The sequence below is a fragment of the Maribellus comscasis genome, from assembly GCF_009762775.1.
GTDB classification, from domain to species: domain Bacteria; phylum Bacteroidota; class Bacteroidia; order Bacteroidales; family Prolixibacteraceae; genus Draconibacterium; species Draconibacterium comscasis.
In genome coordinates this window covers 5,252,395-5,268,268 of record NZ_CP046401.1, presented here as the reverse complement: position 1 = coordinate 5,268,268, position 15,874 = coordinate 5,252,395, and the positions used below count along the sequence as shown (strand labels likewise).

The window sequence follows — 15,874 nt, the reverse complement described above, 5'->3', positions numbered from 1 at the left end:
CTGTATTAGGTGCAAATGATTGTATTCTATCTACCACCAGTTTCGCCATTGGAGTTGCTGCTGCAAGTGTGGCAAAAGATCCCAATATATTCCGGAATTATTGCAGCAGAGGCTTTGGGCTCGCTAGTAAGCAAATCTGTATTGAGAATTTGTATCTGGGGAACCATTGCAATGGCAATGTCAGCATTGATTGGATATCTGTTCGGAGTTGGTATAAATTAAGGTTTTTGATATTTATTATCTGACTAACAAATGAACTTTATCGATTATTACAAAATATTAGGGATAGACAAAAATGCCACTGCAAGCGACATTAAAAAAGCCTACCGTAAACTGGCCAGAAAATATCACCCCGATTTGCACCCCAATGATGCAGATGCCAAAAAGAACTTTCAGCAAATCAATGAAGCGAATGCAGTACTTAGCGACCCTGAAAAACGAAAGAAATACGACAAATACGGGAAAGACTGGCAACATGCCGAACAGTTTGAAAATGCTAAACAGTATCAGGAACAATCTTCAGATTTTAGTGGACAAAAGTATTCCCGGACACAATCAGGCAGTGATTTTTCGGATTTCTTCGAATCTATGTTTGGAGGTTCAGTAAATGCCGGAAGTAACAGGCAGGTAAAATTCAGAGGCGAGGATTATTACGCGCAATTACAGCTCAACCTAACAGATGCTTTTAAAACCCACAAACAAACCCTTTCTGTAAATGGCAAAAACATAAGAATAACCATCCCTGCCGGCATTGAAAACGGGCAAACCATAAAAATTGCAGGTCATGGGGGGCCGGGAATAAATGGCGGGCCGAATGGTGATTTGTATATTACATTTTCAATAGCCAATCATCCCGGCATCAAAAGACTGGGAAATGATTTATATACTCATGTCGATTTAGAATTATACACAGCGGTGTTGGGTGGCGAAATAACCCTCGATACACTAAGCGGAAAAGTGAAACTAAAGGTAAAGCCCGAAACACAAAATGGAAGTAAGGTAAAACTCAAAGGGAAAGGATTTCCTGGTTATAAAAAGGCTGGGCTGTTCGGAGACTTATACATTACCTATACAGTTAAAATTCCAATCCATTTAACTGAAAAGCAAAAAAGTTTATTTACTGAGTTATCAAAATCTTAATCTTTTATCATGAAAGCAACACAAATAGATGATTTAATAGCGGTAAATGAATTCTGTGTCAATCACAATGTCGAGATTTCTTTTATAAACCTTTTGCAACAAAACGGATTAATTGAAATCAGTATTATTGAATCAAAGTACTTTGTTGAAAAAGAGCAGCTTCCTCAGCTTGAAAAATTTGTTCGTTTCTATTATGATCTGGATATTAACCTCGAAGGAATTGAGACCATAACCTATTTATTGCAGCGAATAGAAAACCAGCAGAATGAGATAGTTGTGCTTAAAAACAGGCTTCGGTTTTATGAAGGATAAAAGATGATATGAACAATTCAAAATCTTATAATTTAAAACTTTGATCCACAGGCATAAATTGTTCACTCCTTAGAACTTTTTCTGGATTTACAATTTAATTTTTAAAGTTACATCTAATATGGCAAGATTTATTAAAGACATATCGGCAACCAAAGGGCAGGCGCCAGGCTCGCTTATTTTTATTGGGGATCAAAAAATAGCAACCCCGATTATTAAAGTAATGGAATATGATACCGACAGCTTAATTGAAAAAGAACTAACCGGAATTAATGAAGGCGCTATAAATACCAAAGCCCAAGGCGTTACATGGATTAATATTTTTGGGATTCATGATATAGATATGATACAAAAAATGGGGGAGTTATTCGAAATTCATCCTCTATTATTGGAAGACATATTAAATACAGACCAACGTCCGAAATATTTGGATAAGGAAAATCATAATGCGCTCATTTTAAATATTTTACAATTCAACATCCTTGCGAATGAAATTACTGCCGAACAAATAACAATAATATTAGGTCAGCATTTTGTGCTTACCTTGCATGAAAGCCAGGGTGATATTTTTGAACCCGTAAGAGAAAGAATACGAAATAAAAAAAGTAAGGCCAGATTAAATGAAAGTGATTACCTGGCCTATGCATTATTGGATACAATTGTGGATAATTACATCATATTAATTGAAACCATCGGTCGCAAAGTAGAAGACCTGGAGGACAGGATATTTTCACACAAAGATGCCAAAATTGCAGAAGAAATTTACAACTTAAAAACGGAGCTGAATTTTTTGAGAAAATCGATTCGTCCTGTTGGTGATTTGATGATCCATCTTTTTAAATCTGAACACTCCCTTTTTAAAAAGAAGAATTTTCACTATTTAAAAGACTTAAGCGAATTGGTAATTCATGCCATTGATGTTATTGAATTATACAGCAATATGGTTTCAGATCAATTAAGCATTTACAACGCCAACTTAAATAGCAGGATGAATGAAGTAATGAGAGTATTAACAATATTTGCTTCTATTTTTATTCCGTTAACTTTTTTTGCAGGTGTTTACGGAATGAATTTTTCTTATTTCCCCGAGATTGAATTTAAATATTCATATCCATTATTCTGGCTGGTTACGCTTTCCATTATCGTCAGCCTAATTTTTTTCTTCAGAAAAAGGAAATGGTTTTGAATCTAAAATAATTAATTATGAACTTGATTTTTATCGACTCTATATGGTTTACATTTATGTTGTTGCCATTTTTAATTTTTATTGCACGTATTGCTGATGTAACCCTCGATACATTACGCATTGTATTTATTACAAAAGGAAATAAAATTATTGCGCCAATACTGGGCTTTTTTCAAATCTTAATTTGGTTGGTTGCCATTACCAGAATAATGAAAGACCTTGATAATATCACTTATTACCTGGCCTATGCAGGTGGTTTTGCAACAGGTAATTATATTGGACTTATTTTAGAAGAAAAATTTGCCCTGGGTATTCAAATGATACGAATTGTAACTCAAAAGGATGCCTCATCATTGATTTCAAATTTATACGAAAAAGGATTGCATTCTACCTCTGTTGAAGCAAAAAGCAATCAGGGGAAAGTACATGTTATTTATTTAATTGTGCAGCGCAAAATGATTCAGAATATAATTTCCTTAACAAATCAATATAATCCCAATGCATTTTATTCAATAGAAGACATTAGATCTGTTGATGTCCAGAGCGAAAGGATTAATACCAAACAAAAAAAATATCGGCACGTGGGCTCAGAAAAATGAAAATGAGTTTCAATTTGGGTGCTTTATTGGAGTTCCATAAATTTTAACAAGATAATATCATGAAAACCAATTATGAAAAAGAGATTGAACAAGCAAAGAAAGCAGCGCTGGAAGTCCTTCTTCACAATGCTCACGGGCCGTTTCATGGATTACCACGAACGGCAGGGTGGGGATATCCTGAGCCTTATACACGGGATCAGATGATTTCGATTCTGGGAATAGCCGTTTCCAATAATCAAGAACTTATCAAAAGTATCCGGAATGTGTTGGAAACACTGGCAAGAAATCAAACCGAACATGGCCATATTCCTTCGCTTGTGCACGACAAAGACGATCGTGGCGCCAGTGATACCACTCCTCTGTTTTTGCTGGCGGCAGGTATTTTTAGAAAAGTTTCAGGTGAAGCTGATTTCCTTGCAGAAGCCGTTGAAAAAGCACTGGTTTGGATGAGCTATCAAAGCCCTTCTGACAGGTTTTTGGTTGCACAACTACCCACCAGCGACTGGCGCGACGAACAATGGGTAATCGGGTACGGACTGTATGTGAATACACTTGTTTACAGTTATCTCAGAATTCTTGGCGAACATGAGTCAGCAGAAAAAATGCGCCACGCAATGAGCCGTTTTACCGTTACAGGAGGAACCATGCACCAACACGTGCATGAAGGTCTGGTGGTAAAACACAAACCTTATTATGCATTTTGGTCTTATAAAATTTTTAGCAGCGAGCGTTTTGATCTTCTTGGAAATAGCCTGGCCATTCTTTCCGGGATTGCCTCACCTAAGCGAGCCGATGAAATGATTTCGTGGATTGAAGAGGAATGCGCAGGAATGCATGAACGAGGCGAACTAACCGGGGCATTGCCACCCAATTTCTTTCCCTTCATTAAACCAGAAGATCCTGACTGGCATGAGCGATATTCCAAATATAATAATCCGGGAGATTACCACAACGGAGGAATCTGGCCATTTATATGCGGGTTTTATATAGCAGCCTTAGTTGCCGCCAAACGGTATAAACTGGCCGCTGAAAAACTGGAAGCGCTTACACAATGTAGTAAACTATCAGCATCCGGAAACCAACATTTTGGTTTTAACGAATGGATTAAAGCACAGAATGGAAAACCACTGGGACAGGACTGGCAAACCTGGAGTGCGTCAATGTATCTCTATGCTGCAAAATGTGTTGAAGAAAAAAGAACGCCTTTTTTTGATGAAATAAGAAATAAATGAATAAGATGGAACCAGGCATCACCTTTTTTTGCCATAAAGGGGAATGATTATAAATGTTACTTTTCATCGTAATGGGAAAATGAATTTTAAAAACCCAACTTAAAATTTATATACAATGGTACTATCATTTAAAAAGAAGGATAGCCATCACTATGGGTAAAGGGAAAGTGTGAATAATGTAACAAATTCCTGAAATTGTATAACCCTTTTCACTTTTATTGGGGGTAAATTTATTGGCAATCAAATATTTTAATTCATGACAGATTCTTTCAACACAAAAAACATAGAATCGCCTATTTTGAAAAAAATGCTGAAGTATAGAAATATAATCATTATTGCATTTTTTTCAATATTGCTTGTCTTTAACTCATTTTTCCAGGTTGAACCCGAAGAAGTAGGTGTTATTACCCGCTTTGGTAAATATGTACGCAAAGTTGAATCGGGGCTTAATATGAAAATGCCTTTTATTGAACGGGTGTATAAAGTACCTGTTGAAAGGCAACAAAAACTGGAGTTTGGTTTCCGAACAGTTAAAGCCAGCGTTAATACACAAAGAAGTCATTCTTCATTGAACTATCTGTCGCCGGATGAATTTGGAAAATTAATTAACAAACAAAAATTTGCAGCATAACTTAACTGAATGTCCAATTTTTTGTTGCAAGTTCAGTTTTTTAAAAGAATGACAAATGAAAGGGGCGCACAATCCCGTCTGGATGATATTCTTGATGGTGAAACAAGGGATTACATTGCAGCACATGATCTGGAAGAAGCTGTACGTTCTCAGAACAGGGTCCCGGCTTCTTCAGGCGCAACCGGTGAAATGATTTCAGATTCGCTTGCCTCCATATTTGTTGGCCGGGAGGAATTACAGCGTATGATTCTTATATCCGCCAACCAGAAGGCGCAGTACCATGGAATTGTTATACTCGACTTTCGGTTTAAACGGATTAATTATGTTGAGGAAGTAAGTACGCAGGTTTACGAACGTATGAAAAGTGAAAGGTTTCGCATAGCCGATAAATTCAGGTCTGAGGGGCAAGGTGAAGCTTCACGTATTAATGGCGAAAAAGAACGGGAGCTCAAAGCAATCCAATCCGAAGCTTTTAGAAAAGCGGAAGAAATAAAAGGAAAAGCTGATGCCAAAGCCGCAGCAATATATGCTTCAGCCTATGACCAAACGTCTTCTTCACGCGAATTATACGGTTTTTTAAAATCGATGGAAACTTTCGAAACAACATTTGATACAACTACATCGGTGATTTTATCTACCGACAGCGAGCTTTTCAAATACTTGAAAAGTATGAAGTAAAAAATGAACACATCTATTTTAACTTAAATGAAAAATGAAAAAAATTATAGCAGAACTTGAAGCTAAGAAAAATTAAATTCAAAAAAAATAGTGAATACAGACCTGATGGAACTAAAAAAATGGGACACTTTTAAACATAAATTGAACCATGATTTGGAAGAACAGGGAAAGGCACTAAAAGGCTTTATAACGTATGCATAGTAGGTATTTTACAAACTTTTTTTTCAAATTAAAGTACAAACCTAAACATGATTGCAACAATTAACATAGACCCTGTTCTGTCTAAATTTGTTATTCTTTCAATGATAATTATTGTTGTGGGTTTTGTATTACAGGTATTTAAGCAACCCTCAATAGTGACCTACTTAATTGTAGGCGTGTTGGTAGGGCCTTTCGGATTTAAGCTTATAACAGATGAAATCCTTATTACCAACCTGGGCTCATTGGGATTGGTTTTATTATTATTTTTTGTTGGAATGGAAATTCACTTGCCAAGTTTAGTCACAAACTGGAAAGTATCGATAATCGGAACCTCAATTCAAATAGTAGTAAGTGTAATAATAGTTTGGCTATTGGGCAATTTTTTTAACTGGAAAATCAATCAGGTAGTTATGTTGGGGTTTATAATCAGTTTAAGCAGTACTGCGGTTATTGTTAAACTTTTGCAAGAAAGAAATGAATTGTTTACAGAAGTGGGGCAAAATGTACTTGGGGTACTCATAACACAGGATATTTTAATTGTACCCATGCTTATTATGATGGGTTATCTTGGAGGAAATAACCCCGAAATTACCGAAATAATAAAACAAGTAATTGGCGGAGTTTTAATTATTGGAATCATTGTCTATATTTTAGTAAAAAAAGAGGTTAAACTTCCTTTCATGAAATATATCAGTAAAGATCATGAAGTACAGGTTTTTGTAGCCTTTACTCTGTGTTTCGGATTTTCTATATTAACGGCATTATTTGGTTTATCATCGGCTTTGGGAGCTTTTATTGCAGGAACTGTTTTATCATCCACAAAATCTACCCAATGGGTACACAATAGCTTGCATGCTTTTAAGATTATGTTTGTAGCCTTATTCTTTGTTTCAGTAGGCATGTTAATTGATTTGCATTTTTTGAAAGAGAATGCCCTTATAATAGGTTCACTTGTATTAATTGTATTAATTGTAAACAATACCATTAATATTTTAATAATGCGTATTTTCAGTAAAGACTGGAAAATAAGTTTTTACGCAGGTGCTTTGCTGTCACAAATTGGAGAGTTTAGTTTTATTTTGGGGTCAACAGGTTATTATTCAGGCATTATCAAAATTTATGACTACCAATTAATTATTGGTACTATTGCCCTTACTTTGTTTATAAGCCCGATGTGGATTAATCTTTCCAGAAAGATTATTAAAACAAAAATTTCTAATTTAAATAGGTAAGCTTATATCAATATTAGAATTATTTCCTATTTTTTTTATTCTTATTTTTACTTTAAAAAGGATATGGGTAATTAATATTAAGTGCTTCGCATGATGTATATGTTGTAGTCTTTTAACATAGGTTGATAGTTTTCTCTAAATAATTTGGAAGAAATAATAAAGTCTGCGGTAGCCCTATTACAGCCAATTTTCACGTTTTAGAAAATATGTGAATCATGTAAATTTTCACAAAAGTTATGTAACAATTACAGGAAGTACGATTAGTAACTTAGTTGACCCAAAATATAACAATGTTCACGAAATTACAAAAGAAAGATTATGAAAGAAGCATTTTAATCATCATATGGAAACAGTTATGAAATCAGAAAAAGAACTTAATTCAGACATCCTGAGAATTTCGATGATAATACTGGAAAAGTATCCAGAACTGTCGGAATACTTAGCAGAAATGCCCGTGACTATTCCATCGGGAAATGATGAGAAAATATCTCTTAATCATTTAAAATCTTACTATGAATCACTGAATTCACTACTGAATAAGTACAAACTGAAACATCCCAAAATAGAAGAATAACCTTTATATTCCCGGTTAAAATTATTCTTTTAACCATTGTTACAATATATAACAATTAAATTAACAATCTTTGTTACAATAAAATGTGCGATTCCGATTTTTAAGCCTAAATTACACACAATTAATAATTTAATACAATGAATAAAGGAACAGTAAAGTTCTATAATAGTCTAAAAGGATTTGGATTCATTAAAGATGATGATTCATCAAAAGAATTCTATGTTAATGCCTCAGGATTGAAAGAAGATATCCGGGAAAATGATAAAGTAACTTTTGATTTGGAAGAAGGAAGAAAAGGTAAAAATGCTGTGAATGTCAGGAAAGCTTAGTTAAATATTACAGTCATTTAAATATTGTCCCGCTTTATGCGGGATTTTTTTACACCAATTTCAAGTCTGACCGGTGAAATTCTTCATAAGCCTGCAAAACCGTTAAATGCGAAATTAAATAAGCGAGCGAACTTTCTGCTCCCTGGTTCCGGTTTACACCATAACTTTCAAATCCATCGCAACAACCCTTCGTTTCAAAATCGTATAAACTCATCCGCAGATCATTTTCACCCAAAAACCATAAAAATGAAGTGTAAAGTTTATTCAGGTAATCCTTGTCTTTTGTTACAAAATATGCCTGGTGGTACATTAATACCATTGCCATTGCATCAATAGGCTGCTGGGCAAAAACAGAACGCTCCCCTTCTTTTTTGTACCACTTTTCATTTCCAATGATTGACAGGTAGTTATCCTTAAGAGTATGGGTAGTCAGGAAATTCATCGATTCAATTGCTGTTTCTGTAATTTTGGGGTCATTCAGTACCTGGGCAGAATGTAAAAGAGCCAATGGTAAAATACCATTATCATAAGCCAGTAAAGACTCAAACCAGTTCCAGTCAGTAGCCTGGTTTTCGTTATAGTGTTTCATCAATACATTTGCCAGATTCCTTAATCTTTCAGTCATTGAATCGTCCGATGGATTACTTCTCAGGTAATAACTAATTCCAATCATTGTATTGGCAATTCCCCTGATCGATTTTAATTTCTCAAAATTAGGAGCTGCATTGAAGAATACCAATTTCCCGGTTTGGTAATACGCATCATTGGGAGCATTTCCCAGTAAGTATCCCAGCGCCCAGATTGTTCTGCCGAATGAATCTTCCGAGCCAATTTCATCCAAAAAACTTCGGTTAAAGCTCAGGAAATTTCGGAAAGTTCCGTCTGCATTTTGCAGATAATGAATGTAGCTCAGATAAATGGGCGATAATTCAAGTGCCCGTTTGTCTTTCATCTCCTGGTATGCCATCAAAACCATCAGTAGAGCACGCGAATTATCGTCGAGACAATAACCCTCTTTCAAATTAGGAATTCCAAATTTGGCATGCTGGATAATGCCTGTATCATCGGTGAGCCGTTTAATATGCGCAAGCGAAAAAGGGGGAAGAATAAGTAAATCGAGTTCCTTTTCTTTTTGAATAACAATAGAATGTTCATCCTTCATTGTTTTTTCTGCAAGTGTTACATATTTTTCGCCGGTTTTTGGCCAGGTAATTTTTTTCCCATATTCACCGGCATTGTTTTTTAGCTCGCTGAGGTCTTCAGGATGTTCAAGAAGTCCGGTTAGAGTTTTTGCAAGGTCGTCCGAATCATTAAAATTGAATAACCTTCCTCTTCCTTTTGCCAGTAATTCAACAGCATGCCAGTATGGGGTTGAGAGAACAGCTGCGCCCACTCCAACCGCATACGAAAGCGTCCCGCTGGTAATCTGGGCTTCGTTCAAATAAGGAGTAATATAAATGTCGCAGGCATATAAATATTTAAATAATTCCTGCTCGTCGATAAATTCATTCAGGAAAGTCACATGATTCTCAAGCTGAAGGTTTTTCACCAGCCGAAGAAGAAAAATCCGGTATTCTTCGCCGGAATGTCTTATTACATTTGGGTGTGTTTTCCCCAAAACAATATAAATTAGCTCAGGAAATTTCTTAACCACTTCCGGCAATGCTTTAATAACTGTTTCAATACCCTTACTTCGCCCAATGAAACCAAAGGTTAATAATACTTTTTTGTTCTCGATTTTGAACTTTTTTTTCGATTTTTCAGGATTGAATTGAATATCTGGCACACCATGCTCAATTAGTGCAATTTTTTCTTTTGGTACATCGTAAATGTTTGTGAGAAACTCAACTGCTTTGTGGCTCATCACTACAATCTTATGAGCCATTTTGCAAATCTCTTTCAAAACAGCTTTTTCGTTATACGAAGGGGTTTTGAGGATGGTATGAAGAGTAACAATAAGCGGAATTTCAAGCCGGTGAAGCAACGGAAGAATATAAACCCCGCTTTGTCCACCCAAAATGCCAAATTCGTGTTGTAGTATACAAACATCAGCGCCGCTAAGGTTTATGTACTTTACCGCCTTTAAATAATCTTCCTGGTATTCTTGTCTTATAATTGATTTTACTTCTTCCGGGTATTTGTAATTAAGATTGTTGTCATTTATTGCGACAACAAAGCCTTCACGCTTTTGTTCCTTTGGCTTATTGTCAATTAACATTGATTTATACAGGTTGTTGGTAAATGTTCCGATACCACATTCACGTGGTGGATAAGTGGCAATATATGCTATTTTCATTTTTATAGATATTTGTAAATGAGCAAGAAGCAATGAAGAATGTTTATAAGATTTCTATTTTTTCTTTTTCATCCTCACGTGTAACTTTAAATTTGTACCAGTTTAAAATGCTTTTCTAACAATTTTTCAAATACAGCTTTTGTAAAAGGTTTTGAAATTAAATCATTGCATCCTGCATCAACGGCCTTCTCCCACTCCTCGTTATAAGTCATTGCAGTTTGTGCGACAATAATCACCTTACTATTAAAAAGCCGTATTTGTTTGGTGGCTTCATATCCGTTCATTCGAGGCATTCGAATATCCATTAGTACCAAATTTGTATCCGGGTTGTTTCGACAGAAATCCACTGCTTCGCTTCCAGATTTTACAGTTATCATTTCGCGCGCAAAATTATTCAGCAACTCCCGGATAAGTATTTCTGAAAATTCATCGTCTTCGGCGATTAGGATTTTAATATCTTCAGTTAGAGCATCTTGTTTTTTTTAAAATTCTTTTCTACGATTTATTTGTTCTCCCTGGTGGGAATTGAAAGGAATCGTAAAATAGAAAGAAGAACCTTGCCCAAACTCGTTTTCGACCCAAATTTTTCCTCCAAATAATTCCACATAAGCTTTCGAAATTAATAGTCCAAAACCATTTCCGCTATTATCTACCATAAGCTTTGTGCTGACTCTTTCGAACCTTTCAAAAATGATATTCTTCTGCTCCCCATCAATTCCAACACCTGTATCTTTTACAAAAAATATTAAGGTTTCTCCCTTCTTCTCATATCCAAATTTTATTGATCCTCTTTCTGTAAATTTTATTGCGTTTTTTATTAGGTTAATCAGAATTGCGATGATTTTATTCTTATCTGAATAAACAGTAGCTTCCTTTGAAGATAATCCCTGTTCGCAGAGCAAATTAATTCCCTTTCCCTCAACTTCTTCCTTAAAGAAGTAATAAATATATTCTATTACCTCATTTAAATTTGTCTCTGAATTTAAAACCTTCATTTATCTTTTTGTATCACTTAAAAAGGGTAGAATTTCTCGTTCAAAATACACCAATTCCTTTCGAGCTGGCTCATCTTGAATTTTGCAATAATAAATTCTATCGACATAACGTCGAATGACCAACTTTAGCCCAGGATTTACTTTGGCATATACTATCTCGCCTTCTTTATATTTGTTTTCCATCTTTATGTTTCAATTTGTCAACTGCTATTTCTTCAACACTTATCTTTTCCCTTTGGTATTCCATTTGAAGCAGAAATTCAAAATCATCTTATTTCTCAAAAACTCCCTTATCACAATTGTTTTATTTTTAGGATAATCTGTTACCGGAAGTAACTACACCTATATTTTTTACGTTGTACAACAAAAGTTCATTTTCAAAATAAGCAACTTCTTTACCGGAGGGTTTATTTTGCGTCCTGCAATAATAAATTGGGGGTATATGCTTGCTGATCACTAGATTCAGGGTTGGATTAAACTTTGACCTTACAACCTCACCTTCTTTAAATTCATTTTCCATCATCATTTTTTCAGTTTATGAGAATAATAGTGCAATGTTGGTTAAATTAAACCTGAATCGCTTTTCCCTGCTTTTTTTGCCGCTTTTTCAGCTCTTTTTTCTTTCAGGCTTTTTACCGCTTCCTTTTTCACGTTCTTTCTCTCTTTTCCTTCTTTGCTTTTTGCCATATTTTTTATTTTAAGATATTATTATAATGTGTTTTCTTCATACCCGCTTTTATCAATGTTGAAATCATTTTAATCTTTTGCTGGCCTTGATATAATAAGAAGTGTGAGCTGGAATTACAATCACTTCCCCTGTCTTTAGAAGGTTTGAATGTTTATTTATTACTATTTCAGCATCCCCTTCTATGATTTGAATAAATATATCGAAAGGCAAAATAATCTCTGGCAATATCTTACCAGTATCAAATGCCATAACTCTAACATTTCCGGTTGGTTTCCTGATAATTGTTTTACTCATAACTGAATCGCTTGCATACTCGGCAATTTCAGTCAAGACATGTTGCTTCGATTTCTCAATCTCTCTATCCTGCATATGCTAAAAGTACTTAATACAAAATGCAACATGTTATACTATTAAATCTATAACTTACATAATTCACACATTTGTTTTAACACCCTTCTTTTCCAAGCCAAAGAATTTTTGTGATATAAGGATGAATTAAAAATTTATTTCTCCAATAACAGGTTTAAAAAAACTATGTATAAATAAAAGCTTTGAGTTACTGGAGAGTGATTATAACAATACTTTGGGGACTATTCCTTTTTTCCACTTTTAACAAAAAAGGGAATATAGAAATCAAAGGGAGATTCTTTAAAACTTTTTTCGTTTAAATCATCAATAAAATCCTGTTAGAAATGGTTAAATCGCTCCAAATCATCGTGAGCTATCAAAAACAATAATTTTTGCGTATTATGAGAATTGAATTCTCCAACACTTGTGTAAATTACAACCATTTTAAAATCATCAATTTTATCATGCTTATGCAAATAAAAACTAATGAATTTGTTTTCCTTCGGTGTTACTACATAGCGGTAATTCCTGGTTATATTATCCCATTCAAAAAAAATAATATAATCAGCAATTGAAAAGTTAGGTTGAATAAATTTTTCAAAGATTTCCTGCAGATAATATTTTTCATTGTGATTCATGAGCATCCTTTTAATTTATAATCCTTTGTTTCTTATGCCCCGAATTATTCACACTTCCTCAAGTGTATCCCGCCTTTTATTCTTTAGCTTTTTGAAATGGGAAGGAGTAAGTCCGGTAATTTTTTTGAACTGATTTGACAGGTGGGCAACGCTGCTGTAATGCATTTTATAGGCAATTTCAGTAAGATTTAGCTCATCATAAACAATGAGTTCCTTTACCTTTTCAATTTTGTGTGTGAGGTAAAACTTCTCAATTGTAATGCCTTTAACTTCTGAAAAAAGATTGGCCAGGTAAGTATAATCGTAATTCAGTTTTTCACTGAGATAATCTGAAAGGTTCACTTTAATCTGCTCCTCGGTGTAATGCACCAGTTCGATAATTGCACTTTTTATTTTTTCAACGAGGATACTTTTTTTGTCATCCATTAAAAGTAGCCCGGATTTTTTTAATGCCGTTCCTAGCTGTTTTAATTGTTCAGCCTCCACACTTCCGATAATATCAGCTTCCCCTATTTTCACATCAGTATATGGTAGCCCAATTTTTTCCAATTCAGCTTTCACCACCATTTGGCAGCGTATGCAAACCATATTTTTAATGTACAACTTCAAAATAGCATTAATTATAGAACGATAGTCCCTTTATTCCATGCTTTTCAGGTATTTGTATAATTCATTGTCGGTTGAAAGAATAATGGTAGTAGTGGAATCAAACGTATTTTCAAAAGTTTCCATACTTTTCATAAAGCTGTACAATTCTCTTGAGCTTCTTGATTTATTATAGGCGTTGGCATAGATGCGGGCAGCTTCAGCATCCGCTTTTCCTTTAATTGTTTCCGCTTTTTTGTATGCCACAGATTGTATCTGGTTCAATTCGCGCTCTTTTTCTCCGTTAATCCTTGAAGCCTCGCCTTCACCTTCCGACCTGAATTTGTCGGCAATACGGATTCGCTCGCTTTTCATGCGGTCGTAAACCCGTTCCCTGACATCCTCCACATAATTGATACGCTTAAACCTGAAATCAAGAATTTCGATGCCCAAATCTTTTGTTTCTTCGTTGACTGTTTCCTGAATGATATTCTGAATTCTTTTTCTGCCCACTTCGATGACGGCAAGAGAATCTTCGATTATATCACTTATTTTAGCTGTCGTATCAGCTTGCCGGTTCGTATTTCTAACAACTTCTTCTAGACTGTGGCTGGCTACCTGGTCGCGTGTTTCGCCATCGATTATATCGTCGAGCCTGCTTTGGGCTCCCCGCTCGTTGGTGAGACGTTTGTAAAACTGCAACGGGTCGGTAATATGCCAGCGCGCGTAACTGTCAACAAAGATGAATTTTTTTTCTTTTGTGGGAATCTGATTGGGATCGCCGTCCCATTCCATATACCGCTTTTCGAAATAATTCGCTTTCTGCACAAAAGGTGTTTTGAATTTCAGCCCGGGTTCGGTTACAGCATTGCCCACTGGTCTTCCGAATTGGGTTACTACCACCTGTTGCGTTTCGTTTACGATGTAAAGACTTTGTGACAGCACAATAATGCCGGCAATAATTATTGCTGCAACAAGTACTATTTTATTTTTTTTATTCATTGTTATTCTTTTTAACAAATTGATTTTGGGCTTCTAATTCAATTCTTTTTTAAGGAGGGGAATCATGTTGTTGCCCTTCTCTGAAGTGATAATCTTATCTCCCAATTTGGGTAGAACATCCTGTAATGTTTCAAGGTAAATTCTCCTTTTGGTTACTTCGGGAGCCTGAACATACTCTTCGTAAAGAGCATTAAACCTGGCCACTTCTCCCTGTGCATTGTTCACGCGCTGAGTTGCGTATCCCTCAGCTTTTTGAATGGTTTCTTCCGCCTGTCCCCTGGCTCGGGGAATTACCTTGTTGTATTCTGATTTGGCTTCGTTAATAAGGGTTTCTCTTTCCTGCTGTGCTTCATTTACTGCATTGAAAGCCTGTTTTACCGATTCCGGGGGGTTGATGTCCTGTAACACAACCTGGGCTATCTCAATTCCCAGTGAATATTCTTTGGATATCTCCTGCAACAGGACTTTTACCTCACTGGCAATTTCCGCCCTTCCAACAGTTAATACCTCATTAACTGTTCTGTCGCCAACAATCTGCCTTGTAATAGCTTCGGAAAGATCGCGAAGGGTGTTATCAGGGTTGCGTACTTTAAACAAATAATTGTAAGGATCGTTTACGCGGTATTGAACCACCCACTGAACATTGGCAAGGTTCAAATCACCGGTTAGCATTATCGCTTCGTCTTCCGTAACAGAACCTGTACGACTGTATTCTGTCCTTACCCCTGCCTGCTGTGTGCGAAAGCCAAATTCCTGCTTTTTTTGCCTTTCAACCGGCACCTTGTACACCTTTTCCGCAAAAGGTATTTTCATTTTTAACCCGGGAGTAACCGTACGTACGTGCTTTCCTAAACGCGTTACCACTCCCTCTTCTTCTGTGCCTACCTGAAAGAATGAACCAAACCCAACAATTAACAGTGCAATTACAATAATAATTGACATGTAATGCTTTTTGATGAATTGTAATATTTCAGAGACATTAAATTCTTGATTATTCATATTTTAACTATTGATTTTTATAATCTTGAAAGCTACAACTAATAAAAGGGTTTAGCTAGGAATCCCTTTTATATTTTACACATTGTTACTTTTTTCTCAGGTTGGATACTACTTTCGTAAAAACTCTCGTCAAATCTGGTCTTGTTTTCATAGAACAAGATGAAACATACTCGCACCGTCGGCAACCGTGGGTTATACCAGAACCATTATCC

Annotated in this window: 19 protein-coding genes and 1 pseudogene; 10 read left to right on the top strand and 10 right to left on the bottom strand. The window is 35.5% G+C overall.

The window, feature by feature from the left end; genetic code table 11:
- The first annotated feature begins 15 nt into the window (after window positions 1–15).
- The 10 genes and pseudogenes from GM418_RS21290 (at window position 16) to GM418_RS21240 (ending at window position 8,111) form a co-directional block, all read left to right on the top strand.
- Window positions 16–222, top strand: coding sequence for a hypothetical protein (locus tag GM418_RS21290; RefSeq protein WP_158869243.1), 207 nt, complete (start codon window positions 16–18; stop codon window positions 220–222).
- 30 nt (window positions 223–252) lie between these two features.
- Window positions 253–1,140 carry a DnaJ C-terminal domain-containing protein gene (locus GM418_RS21285; protein WP_158869242.1) on the top strand — a complete coding sequence of 296 codons (888 nt, stop codon included), beginning with the start codon at window positions 253–255 and terminating at the stop codon, window positions 1,138–1,140.
- A gap of 9 nt (window positions 1,141–1,149) precedes the next feature.
- Window positions 1,150–1,452 carry a chaperone modulator CbpM gene (locus GM418_RS21280; RefSeq protein ID WP_158869241.1) on the top strand — a complete coding sequence of 101 codons (303 nt, stop codon included), beginning with the start codon at window positions 1,150–1,152 and terminating at the stop codon, window positions 1,450–1,452.
- 118 nt (window positions 1,453–1,570) lie between these two features.
- Window positions 1,571–2,635, top strand: a complete 1,065-nt coding sequence (corA, locus tag GM418_RS21275) for a magnesium/cobalt transporter CorA (RefSeq protein ID WP_158869240.1) — start codon at window positions 1,571–1,573, stop codon at window positions 2,633–2,635.
- A gap of 17 nt (window positions 2,636–2,652) precedes the next feature.
- Window positions 2,653–3,234, top strand: a complete 582-nt coding sequence (locus GM418_RS21270; protein WP_158869239.1) for a DUF2179 domain-containing protein — start codon at window positions 2,653–2,655, stop codon at window positions 3,232–3,234.
- A 59-nt stretch (window positions 3,235–3,293) separates the two neighbouring features.
- A complete protein-coding gene (locus GM418_RS21265; protein ID WP_158869238.1) occupies window positions 3,294–4,466 on the top strand; it encodes a glycoside hydrolase 100 family protein in 1,173 nt (390 codons plus the stop codon).
- Between the two features lie 256 nt (window positions 4,467–4,722).
- Window positions 4,723–5,775: pseudogene (gene hflC, locus GM418_RS21255) on the top strand (protease modulator HflC).
- Between the two features lie 248 nt (window positions 5,776–6,023).
- Window positions 6,024–7,208, top strand: a complete 1,185-nt coding sequence (locus tag GM418_RS21250) for a cation:proton antiporter domain-containing protein (RefSeq protein WP_158869235.1) — start codon at window positions 6,024–6,026, stop codon at window positions 7,206–7,208.
- 355 nt (window positions 7,209–7,563) lie between these two features.
- The gene (locus tag GM418_RS21245) at window positions 7,564–7,782 is read left to right on the top strand and encodes a hypothetical protein (RefSeq protein WP_158869234.1); all 219 of its coding nucleotides are present in this window, start codon (window positions 7,564–7,566) and stop codon (window positions 7,780–7,782) included.
- A gap of 137 nt (window positions 7,783–7,919) precedes the next feature.
- Window positions 7,920–8,111: a cold-shock protein gene (locus GM418_RS21240; RefSeq protein ID WP_158869233.1), complete on the top strand. Its 192-nt coding sequence runs from the start codon at window positions 7,920–7,922 to the stop codon at window positions 8,109–8,111.
- 49 nt (window positions 8,112–8,160) lie between these two features.
- Here GM418_RS21240 and GM418_RS21235 read toward each other — a convergent pair whose 3' ends face one another.
- From GM418_RS21235 to hflK, 10 genes are all read right to left on the bottom strand, one after another.
- A complete protein-coding gene (locus GM418_RS21235) occupies window positions 8,161–10,407 on the bottom strand; it encodes a glycosyltransferase family 4 protein (protein WP_158869232.1) in 2,247 nt (748 codons plus the stop codon).
- Window positions 10,408–10,493: 86 nt separating this feature from the next.
- Window positions 10,494–10,850, bottom strand: coding sequence for a response regulator (locus tag GM418_RS21230; protein ID WP_281350299.1), 357 nt, complete (start codon window positions 10,848–10,850; stop codon window positions 10,494–10,496).
- Window positions 10,851–10,889: 39 nt separating this feature from the next.
- Entirely contained in the window at window positions 10,890–11,402 is a 513-nt protein-coding gene (locus GM418_RS21225; RefSeq protein ID WP_158869231.1) for a sensor histidine kinase, read from the bottom strand.
- 310 nt (window positions 11,403–11,712) lie between these two features.
- Window positions 11,713–11,928 carry a hypothetical protein gene (locus GM418_RS21220; protein ID WP_158869230.1) on the bottom strand — a complete coding sequence of 72 codons (216 nt, stop codon included), beginning with the start codon at window positions 11,926–11,928 and terminating at the stop codon, window positions 11,713–11,715.
- Window positions 11,929–11,963: 35 nt separating this feature from the next.
- Window positions 11,964–12,089, bottom strand: a complete 126-nt coding sequence (locus tag GM418_RS31910; protein WP_262921477.1) for a hypothetical protein — start codon at window positions 12,087–12,089, stop codon at window positions 11,964–11,966.
- A 64-nt stretch (window positions 12,090–12,153) separates the two neighbouring features.
- Window positions 12,154–12,420 carry a cupin domain-containing protein gene (locus GM418_RS21215; protein WP_217447552.1) on the bottom strand — a complete coding sequence of 89 codons (267 nt, stop codon included), beginning with the start codon at window positions 12,418–12,420 and terminating at the stop codon, window positions 12,154–12,156.
- A 356-nt stretch (window positions 12,421–12,776) separates the two neighbouring features.
- Window positions 12,777–13,076, bottom strand: coding sequence for a hypothetical protein (locus GM418_RS21210; protein WP_158869229.1), 300 nt, complete (start codon window positions 13,074–13,076; stop codon window positions 12,777–12,779).
- Between the two features lie 48 nt (window positions 13,077–13,124).
- Window positions 13,125–13,664 carry a helix-turn-helix domain-containing protein gene (locus GM418_RS21205; protein ID WP_217447551.1) on the bottom strand — a complete coding sequence of 180 codons (540 nt, stop codon included), beginning with the start codon at window positions 13,662–13,664 and terminating at the stop codon, window positions 13,125–13,127.
- 51 nt (window positions 13,665–13,715) lie between these two features.
- Window positions 13,716–14,663, bottom strand: coding sequence for a protease modulator HflC (gene hflC / locus GM418_RS21200; RefSeq protein ID WP_158869227.1), 948 nt, complete (start codon window positions 14,661–14,663; stop codon window positions 13,716–13,718).
- Between the two features lie 33 nt (window positions 14,664–14,696).
- Window positions 14,697–15,662, bottom strand: a complete 966-nt coding sequence (gene hflK, locus GM418_RS21195) for an FtsH protease activity modulator HflK (RefSeq protein WP_158869226.1) — start codon at window positions 15,660–15,662, stop codon at window positions 14,697–14,699.
- Window positions 15,663–15,874 lie beyond the last annotated feature (212 nt).